Origin of the sequence: Ruminococcus bovis, assembly GCF_005601135.1 — a bacterium.
Classification (GTDB): domain Bacteria; phylum Bacillota; class Clostridia; order Oscillospirales; family Acutalibacteraceae; genus Ruminococcoides; species Ruminococcoides bovis.
Genome location: NZ_CP039381.1, coordinates 1,353,948 through 1,378,408 on the forward strand (window position 1 = coordinate 1,353,948; position 24,461 = coordinate 1,378,408).

Annotated in this window: 20 protein-coding genes and 1 tRNA gene; 15 read left to right on the top strand and 6 right to left on the bottom strand. The window is 33.9% G+C overall.

The window, feature by feature from the left end; translation table 11 throughout:
- The 4 genes from E5Z56_RS06350 to E5Z56_RS06365 all read left to right on the top strand — a co-directional run bounded on the left by E5Z56_RS06350 (nt 1) and on the right by E5Z56_RS06365 (nt 3,275).
- Entirely contained in the window at nt 1–1,005 is a 1,005-nt protein-coding gene (locus E5Z56_RS06350; protein ID WP_138157074.1) for an LCP family protein, read from the top strand.
- A gap of 30 nt (nt 1,006–1,035) precedes the next feature.
- Nucleotides 1,036–1,854, top strand: a complete 819-nt coding sequence (locus E5Z56_RS06355; RefSeq protein WP_138157075.1) for a YveK family protein — start codon at nt 1,036–1,038, stop codon at nt 1,852–1,854.
- A gap of 2 nt (nt 1,855–1,856) precedes the next feature.
- The gene (locus tag E5Z56_RS06360; protein ID WP_138157076.1) at nt 1,857–2,549 is read left to right on the top strand and encodes a CpsD/CapB family tyrosine-protein kinase; all 693 of its coding nucleotides are present in this window, start codon (nt 1,857–1,859) and stop codon (nt 2,547–2,549) included.
- A 102-nt stretch (nt 2,550–2,651) separates the two neighbouring features.
- Nucleotides 2,652–3,275, top strand: coding sequence for a hypothetical protein (locus E5Z56_RS06365; protein WP_138157077.1), 624 nt, complete (start codon nt 2,652–2,654; stop codon nt 3,273–3,275).
- A 123-nt stretch (nt 3,276–3,398) separates the two neighbouring features.
- Here the strand turns inward: E5Z56_RS06365 and E5Z56_RS06370 are convergent, their stop codons facing one another.
- The 5 genes from E5Z56_RS06370 to E5Z56_RS06390 form a co-directional block, all read right to left on the bottom strand.
- Nucleotides 3,399–4,160, bottom strand: coding sequence for a type 1 glutamine amidotransferase (locus E5Z56_RS06370; protein WP_138157078.1), 762 nt, complete (start codon nt 4,158–4,160; stop codon nt 3,399–3,401).
- Nucleotides 4,160–5,542, bottom strand: coding sequence for a Mur ligase family protein (locus E5Z56_RS06375; RefSeq protein ID WP_408638761.1), 1,383 nt, complete (start codon nt 5,540–5,542; stop codon nt 4,160–4,162). Before E5Z56_RS06375 ends, E5Z56_RS06370 begins: the two co-directional genes overlap by 1 nt.
- 67 nt (nt 5,543–5,609) lie before the next feature.
- Nucleotides 5,610–5,783, bottom strand: coding sequence for a chorismate--pyruvate lyase (locus tag E5Z56_RS06380; RefSeq protein WP_138157079.1), 174 nt, complete (start codon nt 5,781–5,783; stop codon nt 5,610–5,612).
- A gap of 18 nt (nt 5,784–5,801) precedes the next feature.
- Nucleotides 5,802–6,515, bottom strand: a complete 714-nt coding sequence (locus tag E5Z56_RS06385; protein WP_175405399.1) for a TraX family protein — start codon at nt 6,513–6,515, stop codon at nt 5,802–5,804.
- Nucleotides 6,516–6,627: 112 nt separating this feature from the next.
- Complete coding sequence (locus tag E5Z56_RS06390) at nt 6,628–6,948, bottom strand: thioredoxin family protein (RefSeq protein WP_175405400.1); 321 nt, start codon at nt 6,946–6,948, stop codon at nt 6,628–6,630.
- Between the two features lie 116 nt (nt 6,949–7,064).
- Between E5Z56_RS06390 and E5Z56_RS06395 the strand changes: the two genes are divergently transcribed.
- The 3 genes from E5Z56_RS06395 to E5Z56_RS06405 all read left to right on the top strand — a co-directional run bounded on the left by E5Z56_RS06395 (nt 7,065) and on the right by E5Z56_RS06405 (nt 10,895).
- Nucleotides 7,065–8,219 (top strand): iron-containing alcohol dehydrogenase, encoded by a 1,155-nt coding sequence (locus E5Z56_RS06395; RefSeq protein ID WP_138157082.1) that lies wholly within the window; start codon nt 7,065–7,067, stop codon nt 8,217–8,219.
- Nucleotides 8,220–8,416: 197 nt separating this feature from the next.
- A complete protein-coding gene (locus tag E5Z56_RS06400; protein ID WP_138157083.1) occupies nt 8,417–9,508 on the top strand; it encodes a zinc ribbon domain-containing protein in 1,092 nt (363 codons plus the stop codon).
- A 109-nt stretch (nt 9,509–9,617) separates the two neighbouring features.
- Entirely contained in the window at nt 9,618–10,895 is a 1,278-nt protein-coding gene (locus E5Z56_RS06405; protein ID WP_138157084.1) for a leucine-rich repeat domain-containing protein, read from the top strand.
- Between the two features lie 50 nt (nt 10,896–10,945).
- Here E5Z56_RS06405 and E5Z56_RS06410 read toward each other — a convergent pair whose 3' ends face one another.
- On the bottom strand, nt 10,946–11,524 hold the full coding sequence (locus E5Z56_RS06410; protein ID WP_138157085.1) for an LOG family protein: 579 nt from the start codon (nt 11,522–11,524) through the stop codon (nt 10,946–10,948).
- A gap of 125 nt (nt 11,525–11,649) precedes the next feature.
- On the opposite strand from E5Z56_RS06410, the gene E5Z56_RS06415 reads away from it, so the two are divergent.
- The 8 genes from E5Z56_RS06415 (at nt 11,650) to E5Z56_RS06450 (ending at nt 23,890) form a co-directional block, all read left to right on the top strand.
- Nucleotides 11,650–12,246, top strand: coding sequence for a hypothetical protein (locus E5Z56_RS06415; protein ID WP_138157086.1), 597 nt, complete (start codon nt 11,650–11,652; stop codon nt 12,244–12,246).
- 302 nt (nt 12,247–12,548) lie between these two features.
- The gene (pulA, locus tag E5Z56_RS06420; protein ID WP_175405401.1) at nt 12,549–15,593 is read left to right on the top strand and encodes a type I pullulanase; all 3,045 of its coding nucleotides are present in this window, start codon (nt 12,549–12,551) and stop codon (nt 15,591–15,593) included.
- A gap of 382 nt (nt 15,594–15,975) precedes the next feature.
- A complete protein-coding gene (locus tag E5Z56_RS06425) occupies nt 15,976–19,896 on the top strand; it encodes a SpaA isopeptide-forming pilin-related protein (protein ID WP_138157088.1) in 3,921 nt (1,306 codons plus the stop codon).
- 39 nt (nt 19,897–19,935) lie between these two features.
- The gene (locus tag E5Z56_RS06430) at nt 19,936–21,444 is read left to right on the top strand and encodes a SpaH/EbpB family LPXTG-anchored major pilin (RefSeq protein WP_138157089.1); all 1,509 of its coding nucleotides are present in this window, start codon (nt 19,936–19,938) and stop codon (nt 21,442–21,444) included.
- Nucleotides 21,445–21,595: 151 nt separating this feature from the next.
- Nucleotides 21,596–22,522, top strand: coding sequence for a class C sortase (locus E5Z56_RS06435; protein ID WP_232842411.1), 927 nt, complete (start codon nt 21,596–21,598; stop codon nt 22,520–22,522).
- Complete coding sequence (locus E5Z56_RS06440; RefSeq protein WP_138157091.1) at nt 22,512–23,288, top strand: class C sortase; 777 nt, start codon at nt 22,512–22,514, stop codon at nt 23,286–23,288. The genes E5Z56_RS06435 and E5Z56_RS06440 overlap by 11 nt, the downstream gene beginning before the upstream one ends.
- Nucleotides 23,289–23,290: 2 nt before the next feature.
- Complete coding sequence (locus tag E5Z56_RS06445; protein ID WP_022505416.1) at nt 23,291–23,674, top strand: hypothetical protein; 384 nt, start codon at nt 23,291–23,293, stop codon at nt 23,672–23,674.
- 139 nt (nt 23,675–23,813) lie between these two features.
- Nucleotides 23,814–23,890, top strand: a tRNA-Pro gene (locus E5Z56_RS06450).
- The last annotated feature ends 571 nt before the right edge of the window (nt 23,891–24,461 follow it).

Consider the following 24,461-nt stretch of genomic DNA (forward strand, 5'->3'; position numbering starts at 1 on the left):
ATGAGTACATATAAGGATAATAAAAAACTAAAGAAAAATTTATTGATTGTAGGAATTATTCTGGTAATTGGTGTTTGCTTTGGTGTTGGAATGTACTTTTTGCTTGATGCAAAAGAACCTATAAAGCTAACAAGTAAAGGTACTGAGTCTAGTGAGATTGTAAAAATCGGTAATGTAAAATGTATCCCAAAGAAAGATATTAAAACATATCTATTTATGGGTGTTGACCAAAGAGGCGAACTGACTAAAATTAAAAAGTACAATGGTACAGGTCAATGTGATGTATTAAAAGTTCTTGTGCTGGATGACAAAAATAAAACTTACAAAACACTGACTATTAACCGTGACACTATGGTTGATATGCTTGTATATAATGAAAATGGTGAATCTATTGGCGAAATGAACGGTCAAATTGCTTTAGCTCATGCTAATGGTGATGTTGCTGATTTTGGCAGTAAGGTTACTAAGGAAGTTGTATCAAAGTTTTTAAACAGACAAGTAATTGACGGTTATGTAGCATTAAATATGGATTCTATTAAGGTATTAAACCACCTTGCCGATGGTGTTACTGTAAAGATTACTGATGACTTTTCTAAGTCAGATAAAACACTTAAGAAAGGTGAAACTGTTAAGCTAAATGACAACCAGGCTTATCATTATGTACATGACAGAAAAAATGTTGCCGATGGTACTAATGAAAACCGAATGGCTCGTCAAGAGGTATATCTAAATGAACTAAAATCTACTTATATGGATAAGTTCAACAAAAGTAATAAGTTTGTTGAAACTGTTTACAAAGAAGTAGAAAAGTATATGAATACAGATATGTCACTAAGTAAAATGTCAAAGGTTGCATTAAAACTTTCTAAATATAAAGAAGTTGAAGGCCCTACTCTAGAGGGCACAAGCAAGATGGGTGACTTTGGATTTATGGAATTTAGAGTTGATAAGAACAGTCTAAACAATGCAATAATTGATTTATTCTACGATAAAGTTGAAAAATAATCGGTACATTGTACTTGAAGGGAGAAAAAAATGAATTTGGAGAATAAGGAAAATACTTCTCTTGAAAATGTGGAAAATGCAACAGCATTAAATCCGAAGGCTTTACTTGCTTTTGAGGAGGAAGAAACAAAAGAAACTGAAATTGATTTAGTGGATATGTTTTTTGCACTATTTGATAAGCTACACATTATTATTTTGTGTACACTTGTAGGTGCATTGCTACTAAATGCTTTTTCATATTTCTTTATTAAACCAACATACCAGTCAACATCTAAAATCTATGTTGTTTCAGCATCAAAGGATTCTGTAATTGATTTCTCAGATATCAATGTTGGTACTTCCCTTACACTTGACTATGAACAGTTGATTCTAAGCTATCCTGTACTTAGCAAGGTGAGTGATAGTTTAAGTCTTAATTATACAATGAAAGATTTGCAGTCAATGATTTCTATTGAAAATCCAAGTGATACAAGAATTTTGAACATAACAGTTACTTCAACTGACCCTAAGGAAGCAATGGATATTGCCAATAAGGTTATGGATATTTCTATTGATTACTTGCCTGATACTATGGGTTCAAATACTCCTAATGTAGCTGAAAGAGCAAGACTGGCTGACCAAAAGTCAGGTCCAAGTTATACCAAATATACTATGATTGGTGCTGTTATCGGTCTTATCCTTTCATGTGCAGTAATTATTGCCAGATATCTAATGGATGATACAATTCATTCTGCTGAGGATATGGAAAAGTACTTTGGAGTTGCACCACTTTCAGTTATTCCGGAAAACGAATCACTTGATGATGGTGAAGAAGAAACTTCACAAAAGCGCAAGAGAAAGAAGGTTTAACAATGGAAAAAATCCAGTTATCAATTCCAAAGCTACCTTATGCTGTTGAAGAAGCTATGAACAGATTAAGGGTTAATGTAAAGTTCTGTGGTAAGAATACTAAGAGAATTTTAATTACAAGCAGTGTTCCTAATGAAGGTAAAAGTATGGTATCGGTTCAGCTGTGGAAAATGCTTAGTGAATCAGGTTTCAAAACAGTTTTAGTTGACTGTGACCTTAGAAAGTCTACACTGAAAAATCGTCATGATTTTGCTGATGAAAAGATTAACAGTATTGGCCACTACCTATCCGGTCAATGTGAATATAGTGATGTTGTATATGAAACAAATGTAGAAAATGGATATATTGTTCCATGTACTACTTCTTTAGAGAATCCTATTTCTCTAATTGAAGATGAAAGATTCAAAGAATTACTTGATAAACTTTCAGATGATTATAGATATGTATTGATAGATACACCACCACTATGTGCAGTAGCAGATAGTTCGCTTGTTGCTTCTTTGTGTGACGGTGCAATCCTTGTTGTCAGAGCAGGTTCAACATCAAAGAAACTTGTTAAGGAATCAATGAATCAGCTTAACTATGTAGGTTGCAACCTACTAGGTACAATCCTAAACAGAGTTGAAACAAAGACCCATACTTACAATAAATACTATGGTAAGTATAAAGAGTATGGTGAATACAAAGAAAACTAATTGGTAATAACATATTTGTTATGCAAGTGTGTTTATTATATATAGGGGTACAATTCGTGGCAAAAAGTGCCTTTGTATTGATTTTATAAGGAGGAGATATTTATGAAAAAGATTGTTACAGTAATTATGGCAGTACTAATGATGATGTCTGTTGTAACCGGTGCTTCTGCAGCAGCTAACAGCCCATCAAAGCCATCACAGCCAATCGTTGTTAAGCAGTCAAATGTTTCCATTAAGTCACTAACTTACAATGGTAAGACTCAGAGCCTTAACAATAAGGTTACAATCAAGGTTAAGACAAACTATGGTAATGTTACTTTAAGAGAAGGTAAAGACTATAAGCTTGTTTACACTAAGGCTAAGAATGCCGGTACATATAAGGTAACTGTTGTTGGTATTAATTCTTATAAGAATTTTAAACTAACAAAAACTTATAAGATTAATAAAGCTAACAACAAGATTACTATGAGAGCTTCAAAGACAACTGTTAAGTATTCTAAGAAGAAGGCTACAACAGTAACAGTTAAGGCTAGTGGTCAGGGTAAGAAGACATATTCAACTGCTTCAACATCTAAAAGCCTAAGAAAGTACATCTCAGTTAACTCTAAGGGTAAGGTTACTCTAAAGAAGGGTGCTAAGAAGGGTACTTATAAAGTAACAGTTAAATATTATGGTACTGGAAACTACAAGGCTGGTACAAAGACAATTACAATCAGAGTTAAATAATTTTAGCTTGAATTAAATTGTTAAATAAATAAGCAGACACTTTAGCCACGGAAGTGTCTGCTTTCTTTTGTATATCTATATTTTTGAAAATAAAAAGGTCAGTACTTTGTACTGACCTTAATTTTATATTAGTTTACGGATTCTTTCTTTGAAGTTTTCAATTTTGTTGGAGTATCTGTCAACAATATATTTATTGGCTTCTTTTTCTTCCTTATCTTCAAGAGGTGAAAGACCTTTGAAAAGTTCACCATACTTTCTTTCCAATGCTTTAGTTAGCAGATAGTCGCAAAGCTGAGGGTTCTTTGGAAGTAGTGGCCCATGTAGATATGTGCCAATAACATTTTTGTACACAACACCTTCGTAACCACTTTTACCGTTGTTACCTTTGCCGAAAACAACTTTGCCTAATGGTTTGTTTTTGTTAATATAAGTTCTGCCACCATGGTTCTCGAAGCCAACAATAGGCATTTCACACAAATCACTTTCAATGAAAATGTTGTTGATTAGTCTGCCTTTTTCTTGAACAGTATAAATATCTACAATATCAAGACCATCAATTTTACCATCATCAGTTTCGTAATATTTACCAAGTAGCTGATAACCACCACAAATAGCAATTACAACACCGTTATCTTCTACATATGATTTGAACTTATCTTTGATTTCCTTAAGTCTGTTACAAACCAGCATTTGTTCTCTGTCAGAACCACCACCAAGAAGAATAATGTCAAGATTTTCAAAATCAATATTGTCCTCTAAGCTATATGTTTTTACTTCTGAGTCAATGCCTCTCCACTTTAACCTTTGCACCATACATTGAATGTTACCTCTGTCACCGTAAAGGTTAAGTAAATCCGGAAATAGGTGTCCAATAGTTAGTTTCATTATTTTTCACCCTCCATTCTCTTTAGAATGTTTCTTGTACTGTATAGACCTGTGTAGTTAACAAGTACATATAGGTTTTTTGTACCGTTTTCGATTTTGTTTCTAATAGCAGTTTCAATATTAGGTTCAAGGGTACTTGGAATATCAACATACTTTAATCTTAATCTCATATCTTGACAACGAATACCGCTAACTGTAATTGACTTAATGCTCTTATCCTTAAATCTGTCAAAGTCAACATCCCATAACCATGATACATCATTACCGTCTTGGTCACGGTCATTAATAAGGATAATTACATCTTTATCCTTAGTGTCAGCCATAACAGCATTTATGTTTTGGTTGAAACCTGCCGGATTCTTAGCAAGGTTAAGTTCAACTATTGTACCTTTAATATTAAAGTGTTCAATTCTACCATTCTCAGGGTTAAAGTTATCAAGCATTGATTGGAAGCCTCTCATATCAACACCGGAATGACTTGCAACTGCATATACTGCAAGAATGTTGTAAATGTTGTAAAAGCCTTTGTACTTTGCGTGAATGTTCATGCCTTGTACTGTAAAAGCAAGGTGGTCACCACATTCAATATTAGTAGCAGGGTAGTCAATTTCAGGTCGCTTAAATCCACAGTGAGGACATTCATAGTCACCTAGCTGACTGTAGTGGTAGTAGTTATAGTGCATCTTTGTACCACACATTTCACAGAATCTACCTTCACGAATTTCTGAATTTTCATCAGCATCAAATACCTTTTCACTAATACCGTAAGTAATAAATTTGTTGCCACTTTTCTTAGCTAAGAAAAGTGAAAGTGGGTCATCACCGTTAATAACAAGTGTCATATTTGGTGCCATTTTAATTGATTTACTAAGAATATCAATAGTAATATCAATTTCACCGTAACGGTCTAGCTGGTCACGGAAGATATTAGTCAGTACCATATAGTCAGGTTTTAGTGTTGGCAAAACTCTTCTTGTAGATGCCTCATCAATTTCAATACAAGCATAGTCACAGTCAAGCTGACAATCATCATTTGTTGCAAGTACAAATGCAGAAACAACACCGTTTAGCATATTAGAGCCGGTTCTGTTACAAAGAACCTTCTTGCCTTGTGACTGTAATGTTGTACATAGCATATTGTTGGTAGTTGTCTTACCATTTGTACCACATACAATATATACCTTTTCTCTAACTTGGTCTGATAGTACCTTTAGAATATTTGGTTCGATTTTTCTGGCAATAAGTCCTGCCCATGTAACACCTTGTCTGCCCATCTTTAGGCATAACTTGGCAACAAACTTGGCAAACTTAATTGCAAACTTCTGTCTGAAAGTCATAATAACCTCACAAATTATTTCATTAATTTTTATATATAAAATCATTATACAAGAAATTACACCTAAATACAAGGTATATAGGTGTAGTGATATTTTATATATGAAATTAAAATCAATCAATTACAGTATAAACTAGGTTTTCCCATTTTAGTTTAGTACCCTCATCAATGTCACTAGGCAAAAGTGCCATAGCAACCTGTAACAAGTCATTATCCTCAATATCGGTTCTTTTTAGAAAACCATAGTCACCACTGATTCTTTCAACAACATAATAATATGGTCCCATTATGTACCTCCATAAATTTTATTTTAGTATAAAGTGTTTTATTAATTGAATTGCAACAATATGTAACGGATAATATCCGTAGAAAAAGTATTTAATTTTTAATTTTCCTCTTTTACCATTGTAAAAAGCAATAGGGATAACTGCAAACATACTCCACCATTGAATTGCATCCCTTGTTAAACAAAGAAGTATAAGCCCTACTGTAAACATTATTAGCTTTAGTTCTTTTTTGTCAAAGAGATATACCATTAGTGGCAGTACAATACCAAAGAAACCATAGTCAATGCCGTAGTTTATGTCACCTAAAAACATTGGCATAATCTCCGATACAAAAAGTACAAACAAAACTGCTAAAATAGGAAATTGCCATTGTACTGTTTCTGAGTTGTTTCTGCCGTAATCAAGTGAATATATTAATAATATAGATAATGAAAAGGTTATAAATATATTCATATGATAATTGTCATCAGCTAAGATGCAAACTGTCTGAAATGCAAGTCCCATTATAAATATAGTGTAAAAGTACCTTGTTCTGTTGTGGGTGTATTTGCAACCTTCAGCAATCATATATGCAAAGATTGGAAAAGCTAATCTTCCTATTGCTCTCATAGGATAGGAGTTGTCCATTAGGTGCAACCCTATGTGGTCAATTGTCATACATACTAAAGCAAAAATTTTCAGCATATTGCCTGAGAAAATACCTTTGTTTTCTGTTGTCCGTAAATTACTCATTGTTAATACCTCATTTTCCATTATAGATTATATCATTGAGAATAAATAAAAACAATGTGTAATTTTATTATTATATAAGAAAAGCACCTCATTACGAAGTGCTTTCATAAAACTATAATTCACTATCCCTTAGACTATAGTATTCAGTAAGAATTTCATCTTTGCTATGAACACCTGAAAGTCTTTTCATTTCTTGACCATCCTTAACAAAAACCAATGTAGGTACACTCATTATGTGAAAGTTCTTAGTAAGTTCAGTATTATCATCAATGTTGCATTTGTAGATAGTTATGTTTTCTTTCCTACCAACTTCTTCAATAGTAGGCAGTAGAATTTTGCAAGGGTTGCACCAACTTGCATAAAAATCTACTATATACAAATCTTTGTTGTTAAATATTTCCTTTGAGTTTCCTCTAATTTCAATTACAGGCAACAGTAACACCTCCCAAAATTATTATAACCAAATTGTTAGTTATAATTAGTGTTTGACATAGCAAAGAGAAAGTAATATATTAAAATTAAGTTGTATTAATATTTGGAGGTATAGTAATGGGTTATAGATTTGTAGCACCAAATGAAATGTTTACAGGGGAAAATGCTTTACAATTGGCAAAAGAAAGCATTAAGAATTATGGCAAAAAAGCATTTGTTATTACCGGTCCTAATGTTAATAAAATAGGTATAGCAAAGGAAGTTACAAATGTACTTGATGAAGTTGGTATTAAGTATAGAGTGTTTGACAAAATTACAGGTGAACCAACTGATGAAATGATTGACTTAGCAGTTGAAGAATTTAAAGAAGAAAATGACTTTGACTTTTTACTTGCAGTTGGTGGTGGCAGTCCTATTGACTCTATGAAAGCAATAAATGCAGTATTGTCACTTAATAAAAATATAGATAATTGTAGTGGTGAAGAAATAGGAAAGGTAAAGTATCCTATGATTGCTATTCCTACAACTGCCGGTACAGGTAGTGAGGCAACAAAATTTACTATTATTACCGATACAAAAAATAATGTAAAAATGCTATTAAAGGGTGATAGCCTTGTACCTAATATGGCTATTGTAGAACCAAAGTTTACATATACTTCAGGACAGAATGTAACTGCATTTACTGCTTTAGATGCCTTTTGTCATGCATCAGAGGCATATACCTCTAGAAAGTCACAACCACTTACAGAGTCACTATCTGTATCTGCTGTGAAAAATATATTCCAGTATTTACCGATAGCATATGAAAACGGTAATGATAAAGTAGCTCGTGAGAAGTTAAGTGTTGCCTCCTTGCAAGGTGGACTTTGTATTAACAATTCATCTGTAACTTTGATTCATGGAATGAGCAGACCTATAGGTGCATTGTTTCATATACCTCATGGATTAAGCAATGCAATGTTGTTGCCACATTGTTTTGAATTTGCTATTGATGGAGCATATGAAAAATTCGGTAAACTGGCAAAAGAATGTATGATAGCCGATAAAGGTGACAGTGACATAATAGCCTCAGAAAAGTTTGTAGCAAAAGTAAAGGAATTATGTGCTATTTGTAACATTCCTACTTTGAAAGAGTATGGTGTTGATAAGGCTGAATTTGAAAAATATATTGACAAAATGGCAACAGATGCTTTAGAGTCCGGTTCACCACAGAATACAATTAAAGAATGTACCAAAGAAAATATTGTTGCAATATATAATGGTTTGTGGTAAGTATTCTAACTAATATTGATGTTTCATATATTGATAATAAATATACAATTTAAATATATATTTATGTTGTACTGTTAGCTATAAAATAGAATTTTATTATATTATGAAACTTTTTATAAAAACAAATTGTTTGTGCGATTTATTTGTGGTATAATGTAATAACTATTTACAGATTAATTGCATTTTGGAGGTAAAATATGATTTGTAAAAATTGTGGTTTTCAAAATCCGGAGGGTGCAAAGTTTTGTGCCAGTTGTGGTCAAAAAATAGAAATGTCAAATCCAATCCCACAGAATAATATTCCTGAAAATAACACTCAGCAGAATAATATTCCACAGAATAATGCTCAACAGAACAGTGTTACTCAGAATAACAATCAGCATAATTCTGTACATCAGAACAATGTACCTCAGGGTAATTTTGTTCATCAGGGTAATGTGAAGCAGAACAATGTCCCTGAAAACAACATTCCTAATAATTATAATCCACAAGGTAATGTTCCTAAGGGTAACATTCCAAATAACTATAACCCACAGAATAATATGCCAAACAATAATATTCCACAGGGTAATGTTCCTAATAATATTCCTAACAACTACAATCCACAGAACAATATGCCACAGGGTAACTTCCAACCACAGAACGGAATGCCTCAGAACGGTATGCCTCAGTTTAACAACTTTCCAAATCAAGGTGTTAACCAAACTGTCATTGACCCAATTACAGGTCAACCGGTAAAGAACAATAACTTCAAAAAACATTTACCACTTATCATTGGTATTGCCGGTGGTGTAGTAGCTGTTATTGTTGCTATTGTTATTGTGTTTAGTGTTATAGGCAACAGTGGTATTAACAGTGTACTTAATAACCTGGAAGATGGTATTAATGATAAGAATGTAGAGTCTATCAAGAAATGTGTACCTGAATTTATGGTTAAGGATATGGATATTAGTCAAAGTGATATTGACGATATGTTTGGTGTTAGCGATAAATATAGCTTTGAAATTAACTTTGATGTTAAGAGTGAAGAAGATGTAACTGACTCTAACTGTAGTGAAGCAAATAACTACACTTGGAAAGAATATATCCAAGATAGATATGAAAATTATGATGGCTATGATGGTGGAGAAGTACAGGAAGTAACAAAAGCTAAGGTTAAGTACGATATTGACTTTGACAATGATACTGCAAATGCTATTGCAGGTTTAGCCTCTCTAGGTGAGAATGACTTAACTAAGGATATTTACTTTGTTAAGTATGACGGTAGCTGGTATCTATTTGAAATGTAATTTAAAATTCACTAAAGGATTGCTAAAGTTTTAGCAGTCCTTTTTTATTGCCTTGACCTACCTAAATAATAATGTTAAAATCAAGATAGATAAATTTTAGGGGTATGTTATGGCTGAAGAAAATGTAAAAAACATAACAACTGAAAAGGTAACTAAGAAGAATTTAAGTACAATAAGGCTTATTGTGGGTGGAGTTATTGTTTTAGTTTTGGTAACGGTACTGTGTTTATTTCTAATTTTTACTTGTGTAATAAAACTTGCTCCAAGTGGTATGGAAATTAAGAGAAGTGGCATTGGTGTTGAAATTGTAAAATATACCGGTGATGAAAAAAATCTTAAAATCCCCGACTTAATAAACGGACTAAGTGTGGTTTCAATAGGAGAAAAGGCTTTTTATAATACTAATGTTGAAAAAGTAGAAATGCCAAAAGATTTAAAAGAAGTTGGCAGTTACTGTTTTGCAAATTGTAAGAATTTAAAGGAAGTTAAGTTTAATTCAGAGGTAACTAACTTTGGGAACAATGCTTTTGAAAATTCTTCAGTAAAAAAGGTAACATTACCTAGTGACCTTCAAAAAATCAGTAAATCAATGTTTAAGAATTGTAAGAAACTAACAAGTGTTTCTTTCCCTAACAAATTGCTATTTATTGATGATGAGGCATTTTATGGTTGTACTTCACTAAGCAAAATGACTGTTGGTGAGGGTATAAGAAAAATCGGCAAAGATACTTTTAGTAATGAAAACAGAGACTTTATGCTTTGTAGTGTAGCAGGTAGTATTGTTGAGGATTATGCAAGAGAAAATAATATTGAATATGCACCTTGTAATGAATACTATGAAGTATATACAAAGTACCCTGTATATGTAGGTAGCAATAGATACTCTACTGTTGAAGTGTCAAACGGTAATAACGGTATTATGAATTTCTTACCGTCACAAAGTGGATATTACAGAGTTACTTTAAAGGGTAGTAGTGTTGATTTTGATATTAATAAAGCCACTAAGAATACACAAAAACTTTCAACGGTAAAGAATAATACCGATGACTATTTTGCTTATTTTGAAAGTGGCAAGGAATATTTTCTTTCTGTTGTTGCTCAAGAACAAAGTACTTTTACTGTAAACATACAGCAGGTTAGTAAATCTACTGTTTCTACATACAGTAAATGTGAAAGAATGTATTTAGGTCAAGATATTTATGACCTTTCAAAAGGTACTGAACTAAAGTCTGACCATAATAAATATTCCGAAACAGTTGCTACCGTTAATTCCGACTCTACTATCACTAAAGTTGAAGATTATTATGTTGATAATAAAAATAAAGTATGGTATCAAATAACCACAAAGATAGGTGCTATGGAAAGCAAGTTGTGGTTTAAAGCATAAAGAAAAACCTATGACTTTCGTCATAGGTTTTTTGCTTACTATATAGTATATTATCTTTTTAGTTCAGCAACTGTCCACTTAGTACCTTTGTCAGTTTCAACAAAGTTAATAAGTTTATCCATATCATCAAAGTAACGGTATAGGTCGTGACATTTTTCTCTTACAAAACCTTCACGCATTGAGTGTTCCATCATTTCCTGTAGGTTATCATAGTAGTGGTTGATATTGTAAATAGCAATAGGCTTGTTAATTCTGCCTAACTGCTTTAGAGTAACAATTTCAAACATTTCTTCAAATGTACCTACACCACCGGGAGTAATAATGAAAGCATCGGCTAAATCCTCCATAATGTGCTTTCTTTCTCTCATAGACTGGGTTTTGATTAGTTTAGTACATTCAGTATATAAACTTTCAATCTTGTCATCAAAGAAAAATTCAGGTACAACACCGGTAATCTCAGCACCGGCCTTTTTCATACCTCTTGCAGAAGCACCCATAAGTCCTTCGCTACCTGCACCGAATACTAGGGAGTGACCTCTCTTGCCAAGTTCATAACCCAGTTCCTCTGTTGCTTTTATATATGAATCATCAATGATGTTACTTGCTGAACCCAAAATACATATTCTCATATAATTACCTCTTTTCTAATACTTATTATATCTTGATTATATATCATATTTCAGAAAAATTCAATTAATACCTAATGTTGAAATTGTTTAATTTTGGTTGTATAATATTAAAAAGGAGCGTTGCTATGTCATATATTTGTTTGATTGGAAATGAAAATGGAATAGTAGCAGGTAGTGACTCAAGGGAAACTGTTGCACCAAATAAATTTTTGGACAATAGACAGAAGGTTTTTGTTGACAAAAAGCAAAATCTTATTTGGGCTTGTTGTGGCATTACAAAATATAACGGAATAGACTATATTGATGTAGTGGAAAGTATATTGAGAGATACTAACCTATCTTTTATTGAAAAGATAGACAGACTACAGATTATGATAGAGAGAGTCACTAAGGAATGTTATAACTATATCGGTAACGGTAGTGCTATGGATATTCTGATTGGCTACAAGTTAAAGAGGAAAATACTTATAAGAATGAATATACAAAATGGGGAAGTCAAGAGAAATACTTTCTTTGCACCACTTGCTATTGAGGGTGGTAGTGGAAAAATCATTATGAACAAACTTCCACTAAAAGATTATAACCATTTGTCATTAAAAGAATTAGAAGTTTATGTTAAGAATAGAGTACAGGAAACTATTGACAAAGACAAAGAAATTTCTATAAATGACCCTACCCATGTTAATACTATTGGTGGAAAGGTAAAAGTAGTTACCTTGTGAATAATTAAAAGTTTAAGCCTTAATAGATAATGTTTAAAATATTACATATTATAATAAGCCTTGAAATATTTCAAGGTTTGTGATAGTATTACAAGGACTTGTAAAGGAGCAGTAGGTCACTGCTCCTTTTTTAAGGGTTTTTCTGTTCATAATATGTTCATAAAATTAGTGCTTTTTATATAAAACCTTAAACTCAATGTTATGGAAAAAGAGTATAGTACATTACTGTATTTTTTGATATAATTAGTAGTAAGAGATTTTGGTAAATATGTTTTATGAAATTTGAAAGAGAGGCACTTAAAATGAAAAAAATGTTTAGACCATTATCTTTGGTAATGGTGCTGGTTGTTCTAGCTACAACAACGACTTTCTCAGCGTTGTCAGCTACAATCGACAAAAATCTAACTGGGGCAGGTATTAATGTGGAAAAAGTAGCAGCGTATACTAACTCAAGTGATGGGTATGCCACTTATAGTGGTAATGACTTGGGTGCAAATTATTCAGCTGACTCTACAACCTTTAAGGTATGGGCACCTTCAGCATCTAGCGTGAAGGTTAAACTATACAAGACAGGTTCAGATAGCGAAGCTGGTGCAGGTGTCATTGGCACTTATGATATGACTAAGGACAGCTCTAATGGTGTTTGGTCATTAAAACAAAGTGGTGACTTAAACGGTATCTACTACACATACCTAGTAACAGTCAATGGCAAAACAAATGAAACAAGAGATGTATATTCAACAGCTTGTGGTGTTAACAGTAAGCGTTCAATGGTTGTTGATTTAAATTCAACTAATCCTGATGGTTGGAACAATGACTCTCATGTTCTTTTCAATAGCTCTTCAGAAGCTACAGTTTGGGAAATGTCAGTAAGAGATTTTTCTATTGACAGTTCTTCCGGTGTAGATGCTGACAAGAGAGGTACTTTCCTAGGTGTTGCTCAGCATGGTACAACACTTAACGGCAAAGGTGATATTAAAACAGGTATTGACTATCTAATTGAAAACAAAATCAATTGTGTTCAGATTATGCCAATGTATGACTTTGGTTCAGTTGATGAAACAAAGGGTGGTCAAAACTGGGGTTATGACCCAATGAACTACAATGTTCCTGAAGGTTCTTTCTCTACTAACCCATATGACGGTGCAGTAAGAATTAAGGAAATGAAAACAATGATTAAGGCACTTCATGATGCCGGTATCTCTGTTGTTATGGATGTAGTTTATAACCACACATATAACACAACTGACTCTTGCTTTGAAAATACAGTTCCGGGTTACTACTACAGAATGAACGGTAGTCAGTTCCTTAACGGTTCAGGTTGTGGTAATGTAACTGCTTCCGACAAGACAATGTATAGAAAATATATGATTGACTCAGTTAAGTATTGGGCAAATGAATACCATATTGATGGTTTCCGTTTTGACTTAATGGGTTGTCACGATATTACAACAATGAATAAGCTTAGAGATGAGCTTGATACTATTGATAAGAGAATTTTAACTTATGGTGAACCTTGGACAGGTACATGGCCAAGAGACCCTAACGGTATTGCCGATTCATCAGCAGCACTAATGGATAACGCAAGTAAGCTAAATCCAAGAGTTGGTATGTTTAACGATAAGGTTAGAGATGCTATCAGAGGTAGCAACGATAACTACGGTGCAGCATCCGGCTATATTATGGGTACAAGTGGTTTTGATACTGCAATTAAAGCCGGTGAAATGGCTAACACCTCCACAATGTGGGGCAGTAACTGGTCAAAAGCACCTACTCAAACAGTAACATATTCTTGTTGTCACGATAACCTAACTCTTTGGGATAAGATTATGAAGGTTTGTGGTAGTAGTGACTATGATGGTTCTAACTCAACATACCTAGCTATGAACAAACTTGCTTCAGTAATTGAATTTACTTCTCAAGGTATTAATTTTACTATTGCAGGTGAAGAATTTGCAAGAACTAAGTACGGTGAAGACAACTCTTATAACAAGGGTGATAGCAAGAACTTAATTGATTGGAACAGAGTTTCTAAGTATTCCGATCTAGTAAGCTATTATAAAGGTCTAAGAGAAATCCGTTCTGTATATAGCCCATTTACAGATAGCTCAATGACTTCTGTAAATTCATCTTACTTCTGTTCAACACCTAGTGGTGTGGTTGCTTATACAATGCAGAACAAGACAGCTAATGCTAACAAAGAATGGGGTATGGTTGCAGTAATTACAAATGCAACTTCTAACACTCAGACAGTTAAGCTACAAGCCGGTACAACACTTCCATCATCTTGGGTTACTGTTGCTAACGGTAACAGTGCAGGTCTAAAGAACTTAGGTACAGTTAACGGTTCAACTGTTTCAGTTCCTGCAAGAAGTTCTCTAATCCTAGTTGATGCAAGTACATTTGACAGAGGTGTAACTCCTACAACATCAACTACTACAGTACCACCTACAACAACTTCTGCTAAGAAAACAATCACTTATAACACATCAAAGATTAAGAACTTTAATGATGGTGTTTCTACAGAAACAGTAACAAATGGTCAAAATGTTACAAAGACAATTGAACCTGAAGATGGTTACGAAATTGTTTATGCTAAGGTAGTATGTGGTGGCAACGATATTACTTCTACTGCATATAACTCAGCAACAAGTACACTTAGCTTTAATGCTACTGCAGATACAGATGTAACAATTATTGCAACAAAGATTCCTGATACTCACCTATATGGTGATACCAACAGTGACGGTTCAGTTACTGTTCAGGACGCTTCAAGACTACAGAAGTATGTTGCTAATATAACTGACCTAAGTGCTACAGAACTTAAGTCATCAGATGTTAATAATGACAATCATGTTGATGTTAAGGATGTAACAATGATTCAAAAGTATATTGCAGGTGCAGTATCAAGTTTCCCATCAGGTAAAAGCTTCTCTGATGAGAAACCTACATATACAATTCCTACAAATACAATTACAACAACATCAGCTACAACAGTAACAGTTCCTACAACTGCTACTACTCCATCATCTACTGTTTCTACCGGTGATAAGGTGTTAACACTTGACCCATCAGCAGTTTCAGCAGGTAATGAAAGATGGGCTGCTTACTTCTTTAATTCAACAAATACATCAAATTATGTATGGGTTGACTTAGACAGCAGTAACTCAGTAAAAGTACCTGATGGTATGGATACAGTTATCTTTGTTCGTATGAACGGAAAAACAACAGAAAATACTTGGGATAATCGTTGGAATCAGTCAGAAGACTTAACAATCGGTTCAAGCACAAAGTATGTTGCTACCGGTTGGGGTTCAGGTAATCTGTTCACAGGTAACTGGGCATAATTAAATAAACTATGAACATTCAAAGTGTCAACATTTGTTGGCACTTTGTTTTTATGCACAAAAACTATGTCTATCATTTGTGCATTTGTACAAAGTTTCATACTGGATGCATAACAATATTACGAAATGATGAATAAAAATAGAGAATATTGTTAACTTTTTGTCTATTTTATATAATAGGTATATGATTTATAAGTTAAACTCTTTAGCATAGTGAAATATTGCATAAAATATTTCTCTAGAAGCACTAAAATTTTTGTTTACTATAACTATTTTAAAAATATAATATTGTGTTATAATTATTAATGTATTAATAACAGACAAATTATGGAAATATAAGTGTATTTTTAATACACTTAAAAGAAGAAAGGAGAAAAGAACTTTGATTAACAAAACATCAAAAGTAGCTGCAAGGTCTTTAACAGCAATTACATTAATAGTAATGATAATTATTTCTTGTATTTCTGCCGTTGCTGTAAATAAGAGTGTAGCTGAGTCTGGTGCAAAAAAGGACATTGAAGTTACCGGTGGTACAATGACTAAAGGCGTTGACTACTATCTTGTTGGTGATATGTGCAGTCCAATATGGTCAACAGCTGATACAAGTTTTGCACTAACTAAAGTTAATGGTGATAATAACCATTATACCGGAACTTTTAGACTAACTGGTCAAAAGACTTATGAGTTCAAAATCTACAACAGTAACGGGGACTATTATTCTAAGTCTGGTGCTTCCTTTAGTGAAGGAACACAGATCGTTAGAGGCTTAACAAATGATGCCGGTGCTAGCAATATGTCATTTGTTATTCCAGCTGGTACAACAGAAATTACTGTTGATATGTATTGTGAGTACTCAAATGATAGTCAGGTTACATTTACTCTTAATAATTTAGGAACAGGTGATGTAACTCAAGGTGGTACTGGTCATAGCTACAAAGCACAGAGTGGTGTAATCAACCATTCATCAGACACAGAACTTCTTAATGTTAAGAGTACATTCTTCGACTACTATAACGATGAAGAAGTTGATGGTTCTTGGAGAACAAGCCTGTCAGGTTTCTATCGTACAGTTAAGTCAGGTAACACTAGCCACAACAGAGAACCATATGAAAAGTTCAACAGAGCTATTGCACAGTATGCTAACGGAGTAAATAACAGTTCGTGGACAACACCTCTTTATTTTGGTGATTTTAACACAGATAAAGACGGTTATCAAAAAGACGGTTATAAGGGTTATGGCGTAAGTAACCTAAAGAAGTTCTTGAGTGTACCAAATAACTCAAATGCCACATCATCAGGAACCTCAGGTTCTGTTGCCGGCCTTGCCGATGTTACACTTGCAGATAACAAGAAGTTAAGTAAGAATGGTGTTACAATGCCATACTTTGATGAAGATTGGCTTGTAAATAATGGCTATGGTACAGTTGTTCATTCTGACTTCCCTATGAGAAAGACAACTGATAAACACGGTCAGGATTACTATGAATATGATAGTTTAAATGGTAAAGATAACTGCTACTTTGATGGTTATGAAAATCTTGCAAGTGGTGGAAATCTTACAATGAATTATGCCGGTGGTAAGAGTAACTCGGTTTATGATGCTTTAAGTGGTTTCTCGAAAAGTACTATTAACAATCCCGGTTTCTTCCCATTTGACAGACGAAGTGACCATAGCAACAATGCATACGACTTTGGTTTTGGTATGAGATTAGATATAGATTTTACTCTTGGTGCTTACGGTAAGACTAACGGTCAGAATACAGTATTTAATTTCTCAGGTGACGATGACCTTTGGGTTTATCTTGACGGTGTACTTGTTCTTGATATGGGTGGTGACCACAAGATGTCACAGGGTTGTATTGACTTTACAACTTTAAAGTCTTATGTAAATAATATTGATACTACATATCAAAATCAAGACTCTGATTTAGTATATAAGAATAGTTCAGATAAATCAGGTTACGGTTACTCAGCTGATTTCCCATTACTATTCTCTAATGATACAGAAACCAGAGGTTCAAGTAAATTTAACAACAACAATGTTAACGCTCACCACACACTAACTGTTTTCTATATGGAAAGAGGTATGATTGAGTCTAACTTAAAGGTTGGTTTCAACTTTGAACCTATTACAGATTCTCTTGATGTTACAAAGAAAGTTGACGCATCCGGTGTTAACTCTAAACTACAGTCAGCAGTAAAAAATGCTGATGACTTTGGTTTTAATTTCCAAACCAGTGAATCTGAGAATACAGGATATACAGACACTAATGATAAAAGATATACTTATTCAGATGGTAGTGCTCAGTATAAAGCAAAAACTAAGGGAAACACTGCAACACTAGGTAATGGTGACAGTGCCTCATTTAATAGTCAGTTTAATATTGGAAATTATATAAAAGTCACCGAAGGTGAACCGAAGGAAACACTAGTTTCTAATTTGGATACCGATAGTTTGATTTACCTTGATACAAAGGATATGAGTTGTTCGTGGTTCTTCAATAATGGTGCAGTTCCTGCAATTTCCTTTGATAATGGTGCAACATTCCATCAAATGTATAGTTATCAAACAGATGGCAGAACAATTTACTACTATGAATCTGAAAAAGATAGTAGTGGTAATAACAAAGGCTTTATCATTGGTAGAAAAGATGATAAGGGCGTTTGGAACAAAGTAAGATACTCAGCAATTACTGAAAATACTAACTGTATTAAAGTAAAGGCTTGGAGATCAACTTCTACCGGTGATACTAGTGTTGGTGATAACTCTAGCTCAATTAGTGAAGTAACTAAGTTTACTTCAACTCCACCATCAAGTGGTGATTACACAATTGATACAACAAAGGAAAGTTTGTTAGCAGATCATTACAATACTAATTGGTCATTGTATGATGTTAGTGGCACTTCACCGAACTTAATTACAAAAGGGGACACAAAGGTTTCTAACTTTCAGTATAAAAATAAAGCAAAGGATGATTTGGTTTCAACTCATCTAAGACTTGATTATGTAAACACACCTCAGGTTGCTGACATTACAGTAAACAAGAGTGTTGTTGACGAAAGTGGTAATACAATTGATGATGATGATACACAGTTTGATGTTACTTTAAAACTTGACATTAACGGTGACGGTGTATATCAAGATTACGGTCTAACCGGTAAGATTTCACAGAGTTCACCTTATACATTCACAGGAATTCCTGTAGGTGTTAAGTATAAGGTTGAAGAACAAACACCAAGTGGATATGAGGTTTCTTATGGTACAACAAATAAGAATGAAGGTACACTTGGTAATTCAGGTGCTACTGTAGATGTTATCAACACAGTAACTCCTGCAAGTATTACAGCCGGTATTACAAAGACACTTGACCGTCAAATTTATAATGGTACAACATTTAAATTTAACCTTGTAGGTATGAAACCTACAACTGTTGGTGGTGTAACAACTGTAGATACTTATTCAGTAACAGATACAATTAGCAGTGTTACTGACGGTAATGCAACATTTAACTCTATTGTCTATAGCACAGAAGGTACATATCTATATAAGATTACAGAAGAACCATTAGTTAATGGTCATGATTATCAAACTGATTCTTCAGTATATATCTTTAAGGTTGTTGTTGCTAAGGATAACGGTGTTCTAAAGGCAACAGGTACTTATTATAGAGGTACTTCTTCACAATCTGTAAAAGATATTATTGATGCTAATAATACAACTAATATTGCAAGTTTTGAAAATACATCAACTAAGGCTCAGGCTACAGTTCTAAAGGCTGACAAGGTTAACCCTGACGGTACTGTTCCTGCTGATGCGAAACTTGAAGGTGCTGAATTTACACTTTACAAGGTTGACGCTGATAGAAGTAAAGATAATATGGTAAAGGTTGCAACTGCTACAACTAATAAAAATGGTGAAATAACCTTTACTGGCCTAGATATTTTCAAATCAGATAAAAACGGTACCAGTAAAAACGGTAATGGTGGTGTTAAGGAATATCAGTGGTACTATGTTGTAGAAACTGCAGCTGCTGAAGGTTATACTCTAGCAGATAACCAACAATGGTTTAACTTTAGTGGTGCAAATTTTGATACTACAAAGAACTGCTATACTCATTCTTTCGTAGCACTAAATACACACATTACAGTTCCTTATGCCGGTGTTAACTATCTAATGCAACATAACTTTATTCTTTATGGTACATTAGTTCTTGGTTTAGGTGCAATTTGTTCTTGTGGCTATATGCTAAGAAAGAGAAGACTTGGAGCAAAAGCTCCTGTCAATAAACATGGTAGGAAATAAATTACATATATATTTTAATTAAAAAGGAGAAGATGAAAAATGACAAAATCAATTAAGAAAATTTTTGCAGCTCTTCTTGTAGTTGCAACTCTAGCACTTATGATTCCATTTAGTGCCAGTGCAGCAAGAGATGCATCAACAGATGTTACTTTTAAACTAAGTGACTCATCAGTTGTAGGCAAGTTTAAGTTTGACATTTACAAGCTTGCTGATATTACTACATCAACAGGCGCAGTTACAACAGTTGCAGGTCTACCTACTGCTGTTAAAACAGCTGTTGAAGCTGAAGGTACAGATGCTAACACAACAGCTCTAATCAACGCTTGTAAGAGCAACCTAGCAAGCCTAGGTTCTGCTGTTAAGACTTGGGATGCTACAACAGATTCTGTTACATACACAGACCTAACAGCCGGTATCTATTACATTCACCCGGTTGCTAAGGGTACAGCTACAAAGATTGCTGACTCAATTGTAACAACACCTAAGTATGATGCTGATACAAAGTCTTGGGTTAAGAATGATGATATTGATCTAGCTTCTAAGGTTAGCACAAAGGACATCGTTCTTGACAAGACAATCACTAAGGTTGATAACACAGATGTAAACGCTAAGTATGCTACAGCCGGTTTAGGTAGCACAGTTGAATTTAAGCTAGAAGCTAATGTTCCCGGTTCTGCTACTTCAAAACTAAAGAAGTATGCTATCGCTGATAAGATGGATGCAGGTCTATCATTTAACAAGAATTCTGTTAAGGTTTACTACACAACTGATGCTTCTTCACTAAGTGCTGCTGACCTAGTAGATGCTGCTGATTATACAGTAGATGCACCTTTCACAGCTAAGGATACAGAATATACATTTGCAGTTAAATTCAAGGCTGATACAGATGGTTATGTAAAGAACATTTATGATGCTGGCAAGAAGATGGTAGTTGTATTTAATGCTACAGTTAATGAAAATGCAACAGTAGGTAAGACTTCAAATGACAACAAGGTTTCTCTAGACTACGCTAATGACGATACAGAAATCGTTGAACCTGGTCCAACAGTACAGGTATTTACATTTAAGCTACAGTTAGTTAAGGCAGATGCTAGTGATTCTAACAAAAAGCTTAAGGGTGCAACATTTGAACTATATAATGAAGCAAAGTCAAAAGTGATTGAAACAGGAGAAACTGATGCAAAGGGTGAGATTGTTTTTTCAAGCCTATTAGCTAAGGGTACATATTATGTAAAAGAAACAGTTGCTCCGGAAGGTTATGTTCTACCAACAGGTGATGCAGCTTGGACAGAAATCAAAGTAACTCCTACAATTACTCAGAAGACAAATGCCGGTGCAAATGATGCTCAGTATGAACTAACAGGTCTAACAAATGCAGGTGACAATAATACTTTCGCTTTCGTTACAAAGACAGTTAAGAATGTAAAGATTACAGTTCCTAAGACAGGTGGTATGGGTACAACTCTATTCACAATTTGTGGTGCTTCTCTAATCGTTCTTGCAGGTGTAATGTTTGTAGTTCTAAAGAGAAAGAAAACTTCTAAGTAATTTTAATATAAACAAATAATCGTTAAAACTTTATTTGATATATGTAATTTTTCTAATTGGGATGTGGGTGACTACATCCCAATATTTTTTGTGTTGCAATAATTTTAGGTATATTTTATAATTGTATTATTAAGAAATAAGGACAATGTTTATGAAAAAGAAACTTCCGATAATAGCAATAATTTTGATATTTATAATTGGTCTTGGAATAATGAGTTACCCTCTTGTTAGTTCCATGATTAACAATTCTAAGTTTAAGGACGGTATGAATGACTATACCGAAACTGTTAAGAAACTTGATAAAAAGGATTATTCCAGATTATTTAAATCTGCTAAAAAGTATAATCATAGCTTAACACAAACCTCAATTATCACCGACCCATTTGACGAAGAAGCATATAAGGCTATAGGTGCTCATTATAATGATGTGCTTAATGTTGATGGCAAAGGTCTTATCGGTTATGTTGTTGTACCTAGAATTGATGTTAATTTACCTATTTATCATGGTTCCAGTAAAAAGGTGCTGGAAAAAGGTGCAGGTCACTTGCAGAACACTTCAATGCCTATTGGTGGTAAAAGTACCCATGCAGTTATTTCTGCTCATACAGGCTTTCCTGACCAAACTTTCTTTGATAACTTAACTGACCTTGTTAAGGGGGATATTTTCTACATAAAGGTACTTGATAAAACTTTAGCCTATAAGGTTGACCAAATCAAAGTTGTTCTTCCTGAAGATACAAATGACCTTAGAATTATTCCCGGTGAGGATCATGTAACACTTTTAACTTGTACACCCTATGGTATTAATACCCACAGACTTCTTGTAAGAGGTGTTCGTACAAAGTATGTACCGGAAGAAGTGGCGAAAAATAAAGTAGTAAAACAAGCACCATTTGAAAAGTGTTTCTACTTCTTAGGTTACAAAATCCCTTATTGGGCTGCCGGTGCAGTTATTGGTGGGTTTGTTCTTTTAGTTGTGATTATTGTTTTAATTGCAGTTAGAAAGAATAAGAAAAAATCTTCTTTAAAGCATATTGATGATAATTCCGAAAAGAAGGTAGAGTCTCATGAAAAGTAAAAAAGTTCGTAGAGTTCTAACAATTATTGCTACAATCTTTCTTGTTACAGGAATAGGTCTTGTACTGTTTCCACCTGTATCAAATACTTATGGTAAGTATGTAGCTAAGGGTATTTCTGATGACTTTGAAACTAGGGCAAATCACCCAAGAAAAGGCTCTTATGCTGATGCTAAGAAAAAAGGTGAAGTCGATAGTAACGGTTGCCTATCTGATGGTACACAAGTTGTTTATGATGTTGACATTAAAAGACTTAAGGAAGATAGCATTAAGTACAATAATATGCTTAAAAAACATCAGAGAGAAAAACTGACAAGTTCACTTTCATATGTAGAGCCTAGCCTAAAGCTAAGTAAATATGGAATATTTGATGGTGTGTATGGTTACTTAGAAGCACCTACTATTGATATGAAACTGCCTATATATTTAGGTACTGCCAGAAATCACCTAAACTATGGTGCAGCTCATTTAACATACACTTCATTACCTATAGGTGGCAAAGATACAAATGCAGTTCTTGCCGGTCATACAGGTTATGTAGGAAGAATTTTCTTTGACAATATTAGGCAACTTAATATTGGGGATAAAGTAAAGGTAAGAACCTATTGGTCAAAGATTACATATAAGGTAACAGATACGAAGATTATAAAGCCAAATCAAGCCGGTGACATATTTATTCATAAAGATAAGGATATGATTATCCTTATGACTTGTATATCCAACGGTAGTGGTGGTTTTGATAGATATTTAGTTTTTTGTGAGAGGTAATAATGGATAATAATTTGAACAATTTACAAAGAGTAGAGGCAGGCCGCAGACTTGAAATTTTAGGTTATGAAAAAGATGTTTGTGAAAAATACCTTGATGAAGAATTTGCCCTAAAGTTACAAGAGGCAGACAGTAATGAAGTACCGGAAGAAATAAATATTGCACCATTTCTAAAAATGGAAGAAGAACAAAATATCTTTACTTATCTATATAGATATTCTGTTCTTGATGATGGCAATTTACAGTTAAGATTATTTTTCATAAGCAACAACCCTGATGATTGGGAAAAGGATAGAGAAACCTTGCAGTATGCTTTGGAAAATGGAATTGACTCTAAAGATGCAAAGAATATTTTTAAAACATTCGTAAGACCTTTGAATAAATAAAATAGAAATGGGCTAAAGGTTAAGGAGACTTTTAGCCCACTTAACACAAAGAAAAAATAATTTTAAAAAAATTTTAAAAAAGTGTTGACATTTAAGTTTATATAGGATATAATAAACGAGCGTTAGAGATGAGGCACTTCGAGGTGTAACTCAGTTTGGTAGAGTGCTTGGTTTGGGACCAAGATGCCGCAGGTTCAACTCCTGTCACCTCGACCATAAAAAACAAGGATTCCATTAGGAATCCTTGTTTTTTTATTATCCAACAATAGAGTGACAGGAGTTGAAGGTGACGAGAACGACTGCTGCCGGTGGCAGATGAAAGGAGTTCGAGGAAGAGCTACAACAGGGAGTTTGAGGCAGTGCATTTATGCACAACGCTAAACGACCATGTTGTACTTGGAGTTAAGAAAACAGTCCGGTGGACTGTTTTTAGGGAGAGCGTAGATGCTTCTATCCTTTCGTATTTGTGCTAATAAAGCGAGGTAGGCAGTAGTGCAAGAAGAAAGTATGTCACCGATAAAGTAAGAAGAAATTAATAGACAAATAAAAAGTAATATATACTATTATTACGGATTCCATTAGGAATCCTTGTTTTTTTATTATCCAACAATAGAGTGACAGGAGTTGAAGGTGACGAGAACGACTGCTGCCGGTGGCAGATGAAAGGAGTTCGAGGAAGAGCTACAACAGGGAGTTTGAGGCAGTGCATTTATGCACAACGCTAAACGACCATGTTGTACTTGGAGTTAAGAAAACAGTCCGGTGGACTGTTTTTAGGGAGAGCGTA